This window comes from Brevundimonas sp., from assembly GCF_023259385.1.
Lineage (GTDB): Bacteria > Pseudomonadota > Alphaproteobacteria > Caulobacterales > Caulobacteraceae > Brevundimonas.
Window position 1 is genome coordinate 1 of sequence record NZ_JAHFPF010000289.1, and the last position, 4,183, is coordinate 4,183.

Sequence of the window (4,183 nt, forward strand, 5' to 3'; positions counted from 1 at the left end):
TCCGAACGCCGCACCAGGTCGGCCAGCCGCGACGGCGCCTGCAGCGCCCGGTCGATCGCCTGTCGCCCCAGGGCGTCCACGTCCGCGACCCCCGGCAGCCGGTCGCCGAGCGGCGAGGGGAGGCCCGGCAGCTGGGGCGCCTGCAGCGGGCCGAGCTGGGCGGCGGCGGGCGTGCCGACCGCCAGGATCAGCAGCGCCGTCCATCCTGCGAGGATCGTTCTCAGCGACACCGACAACCACTCCGTTCTTGCATCCGACGGTGATCCGCCTTGTGTATGGCATGGATGAAACGTCTGGGTCCGGTCGTTTCATCCCGTATGGACGAGGAATGCATTTGGACGACTTTCAGACGGGGCTGGTTGAGCTTCTTCCGCGCCTGCGCCGATTTGCGCGGGTGTTGCGGCCCCGTGATGCGGACGCGCAGGATCTCGTCCAGCAGACCGTCGAGCGCGCGCTGGCGGCGCGGTCGAAATTCCGGGTCGGGACCCGACTCGACAGCTGGACCTTCACCATCATGAGACGGATCGCCATCGACGAGGGCCGCTCGAACCTGCGGTGGGGCCGCGTGGTCACGCCGGAGGATGACGCCACCGCGCGCGTCCCGGACGCCGCCCTGGCGGACGAAAGCCTGCGCGTCGACGCCCTGGCGGTCCGCGACGCGATCCACGCCCTGCCCGACGACCAGAAACACGCCGTGGCCCTGGTCCTCGTCGAGGGCCTGTCCTACGCCGAGGCGGCCGAGGTCCTGGGCGTGCCCGCCGGCACCCTGACCAGCCGCCTGGTGCGCGGACGGCAGGCCCTGATCCAGACCCTGTCCGCGCAAGGAGTGACGGGATGACCCGCTATGACGACGAAATCCTGATGCGGCGCATCGACGGGGAGCTGAGCGTTGAGGCGGGCGAGCGGATCGACGCCGAGGCCCTGAACGACCCCGAACTGGCGGCGCGGCTAGCCCGCATGCGCGCCCTGAAGGCGGCGGCGCGAGAGGCCTTCGCCGTCCAGCCGGATCCTCGCGATCAGGCGCTGGCGCGGCTGATCGCGGGCTCTGAGCCTGTGGCCGCGCCCTGGACGCGGTTCACCCGCGCCATCGGCGAGGCCTTCGCGCCACGGCGGGCGGCGCTGTGGGGCGGCCTGGCCGCGGCGACCTTCATCGGCGGCCTGATGATCGGCCCGCTGCTGGACGGCCGGAACGACGGCTTCGTGCTCGCGCCCGGCGGAGAAATCGCCGACGCGGGCCTGGTCCGGGTGCTGGATCGCCGGCTGGCGTCGGAAGGCGCCGACGGCGAGGGGCGCGCCGTCGTCCTGACCTTCCGCGACGGGGACGGCCGCTGGTGCCGCACCTTCCAGGCCGGCGACGCCGGCGTGGCGGGCCTGGCCTGCCGCGCGAACGACGCCTGGTCGATCCGCGCGCTGGCGCCCTCGGCGGCCGGGTCCGGCGAGATCAGGACCGCCGGGACCGACACGCCCGCCGCGGTCCTCGCCGCGGTCGACGCCAGCCTGGCCGGAGACGTCCTGGACGCCGCGGCCGAGGCCGAGGCCCGCGACGCCGGCTGGCGCTGAGCTGCTTTCACTGATTGGTGAAAGTTGGCTATTGAGTGAAAACGCCTTGACATTTTCACCAAAAAATGTACTTTCACCGTATGTTGAAAGAGGTTGATCTTGTGAAAATGGAGGAGGACGGCATCGGCGCCGTCAGTCTTCTCCTCCAGCAGATTCCGGATCTCCATGTCCGTGACATCGAGCGGGAGCACCTGTCGCGGGGTCGCGGGATCGATTTCGTGGTGCGCTTCGAGAAGGACGCTCAGCCCTATCGTCTGCTCTGCGAGGTCAAGAGCTCCGGCACGCCGAAATCGGCCAACCAGGCGATTCATCAGCTGATCAGCTACCAGAGCCGTCATGGGCGCAGGCAAGATCGGTTCGAGGCGCTGGTCTTCGTCGCCCCCTACGTTTCGCCACAGGTTCGGGAGATGTGCAGGGACTATGACGTCAACTACGTCGATCTGCTCGGCAACTGCCGGCTGGTCCTTCCCGGCCTCTACGTCGATCGCCAGGTGGCGACGACGCCGCAAGTCGAGACCCGGGATCTGAAATCCCTCTTCAAGCCGAAATCCGCGCGGGTGCTGCGCTATCTGTTGAAACGAGATCAGACGGCGCGCCGTCTGAGCGAGATCGCCGAGGCGACCCAGGTCAGCATCGGTCAGGTCCACAAGCTGAAGACCGCCCTGGTGGAGCGTGACTGGATCGAAGACACGCCGGACGGATTCGTGGTTCGCCATCCCGATCTTCTTGTGGACGCCTGGCTTTCCGCCAACGAGCCCCCGCAGGGACGTCGGCAAGGCTTCTACACCGTACTCCATGACGGCGCGCTCGAACGGGCGGTGGAGCTTGCCGTCGAGAGGGCGGGCCCGGCGGCGGCGCTGTGCGGGCGTTCAGCGGCGAACTGGTGGGCGCCCTGGCTGCGGGCCTCGAATGTGGAGCTCTACGCCGACCCTGTCGCCTTGCCGATCCTGGTTGACGCGCTGGACCTCCAGCCCGCCGCCAAGGGGGGCAACGTCTGGATCACCGTGCTTGACGAGAGCGGCCCGCTTCTGGACGCCGAAGAGGTTCGCCTGGGCGTTCGCGCGACCAGTCCGCTTCAGACCTACCTCGACCTTTCCAGGGGCGGGGAGCGAGATCGCGAGGCCGCCGACCATCTGCGCAGGGAGATCCTGCCGTGGTGAACGGCGTCACGGCCGCCAAGCCGGCGCCCCACCCCTATGGCTCGCGCACGACCGAGGCGGTGAAACGGGTCCTGGTGGAACTGGGTCAGGTGCTCGGCGACTATCGCGGCAAGTTCGTGGTCGTCGGCGGCAACGTACCCTGGCTCCAGATCCCCGACCCCGTGACGGCGCACATCGGCTCCATCGACATCGACCTGGCGCTTGACGCCGAAGCGCTGGCCGGCGGCCAGTACAAGGGGCTGATCGATACGCTGTTGGCCGCCGGCTATCAGCAACCGGCCGACGGCGAGGTGTATCAGCTGGCGCGGGACGTCCCCTCACAGGACGGCGGCCCGCCGGTCAGGATTCTGATCGACTTCCTGATGCCCGAACACGCGGTCGTCAAAAAGAACCGGCCGCAGCTGGTTCCGGACTTCGCGGTCATTCCCGCCAGCGGCGGCGATCTCGCGTTGAAGTTCGCGGACAAGATTCTGCTCGAGGCGGAGATGCCGAGAGGAGGGCTGAATCAAGTCGAGCTCGCCGTGGCGTCCATCCCGGCTCTGCTTGCGATGAAGGGCTACGCCCTGGTCGGGCGGGACAAGGACAAGGACGCCTACGACATCTATTATTGCATCCGGCACTACCCCGGCGGCATCGATGCACTCGCCACCGCTTGCCGACCGCTGATGTCGAGCGAGACAGCGTTGAAAGGCTTCGCGGGCATCGCGGCGAAGTTTCAGAGCCGGGAGTATACCGGCCCCTACGCTGTCCGACGGTTCGCGGCGGAGGAGGGGATTCTCGACGACCGCGACGAGGACGAGTGGCAGACGGACGCCTTCGGGCAGGTCGCGGCTTTCCTGAAGGCGATCGGGTTGCGCTAGCCCTCGCGTCGGGCGTGGACCGAGACCGTCACCGTGATCGCCTTGGACACCCAGTCGCCGGCGGCGTCCGAGGCCAGGCCCAGGTCGAAGGCCGTGCGGTCCAGCGTCAGGGTCCCTTCGACGACGGCCCGACCGGCCGTTTCCCGGAAGGTGAACGGCAGGATCGTCGGCACGGCCCGGTCCTTGATGCGCAGCGTTCCCTGCGCCTCGTAGCGGTCGCCGCCCAAGGCCCGGAAGACGGTCGCCTCGAACCGCGCCGTGGGGAAGCCGGCCGGGTCGAACCATTCAGCGTCCTGCAGCGATCCTTCCTGCGTCGCGTCGCCCGTACGCGCCGAGCCGGTGCGCACCGTGACCACCGCGCGGGATCCGGCCAGGTCAGCGGGATCGAACCAGATCCGGCCCTCCCAATCCTCGAAGCGTCCGTTGAAGGCCGCTCCGGCATGGGTCCCGCCGAACCGAATGGACGAGTCCGCCCGATCGAGCGTCCAGGTCTGGGCCGTCCCCGGGATGATCGCCGCATCGGGCGCCGCCGCCCTGGCCGCCGCTGTCTCGGCGGGAGCCATGGCGGTCATCGGCGCCGGCCGGGCGGTGGTCCAGCCGACG

5 protein-coding genes and 1 pseudogene are annotated in these 4,183 nt (G+C 69.2%); 4 read left to right on the plus strand and 2 right to left on the minus strand.

Going from position 1 to position 4,183, the window contains the following annotated elements:
- Positions 1-230, minus strand: a pseudogene (locus Q0C81_RS16840) (hypothetical protein); the annotation flags it as partial.
- A 98-nt stretch (positions 231-328) separates the two neighbouring features.
- Between Q0C81_RS16840 and Q0C81_RS16845 the strand changes: the two are divergent.
- From Q0C81_RS16845 to Q0C81_RS16860, 4 genes are all read left to right on the plus strand, one after another.
- Positions 329-838, plus strand: coding sequence for a sigma-70 family RNA polymerase sigma factor (locus Q0C81_RS16845; RefSeq protein ID WP_291840686.1), 510 nt, complete (start codon positions 329-331; stop codon positions 836-838).
- On the plus strand, positions 835-1,560 hold the full coding sequence (locus Q0C81_RS16850) for a hypothetical protein (protein WP_291840689.1): 726 nt from the start codon (positions 835-837) through the stop codon (positions 1,558-1,560). Before Q0C81_RS16845 ends, Q0C81_RS16850 begins: the two co-directional genes overlap by 4 nt.
- 107 nt (positions 1,561-1,667) lie before the next feature.
- Positions 1,668-2,720 (plus strand): helix-turn-helix domain-containing protein, encoded by a 1,053-nt coding sequence (locus Q0C81_RS16855; RefSeq protein ID WP_291840698.1) that lies wholly within the window; start codon positions 1,668-1,670, stop codon positions 2,718-2,720.
- Complete coding sequence (locus Q0C81_RS16860; RefSeq protein WP_291840692.1) at positions 2,714-3,580, plus strand: nucleotidyl transferase AbiEii/AbiGii toxin family protein; 867 nt, start codon at positions 2,714-2,716, stop codon at positions 3,578-3,580. The genes Q0C81_RS16855 and Q0C81_RS16860 overlap by 7 nt, the downstream gene beginning before the upstream one ends.
- Here Q0C81_RS16860 and Q0C81_RS16865 read toward each other — a convergent pair.
- Positions 3,577-4,183: YceI family protein (locus tag Q0C81_RS16865; RefSeq protein ID WP_291840695.1), on the minus strand; the 607-nt coding region annotated here is incomplete at its 5' end. The two genes, Q0C81_RS16860 and Q0C81_RS16865, sit on opposite strands and share 4 nt — an antisense overlap.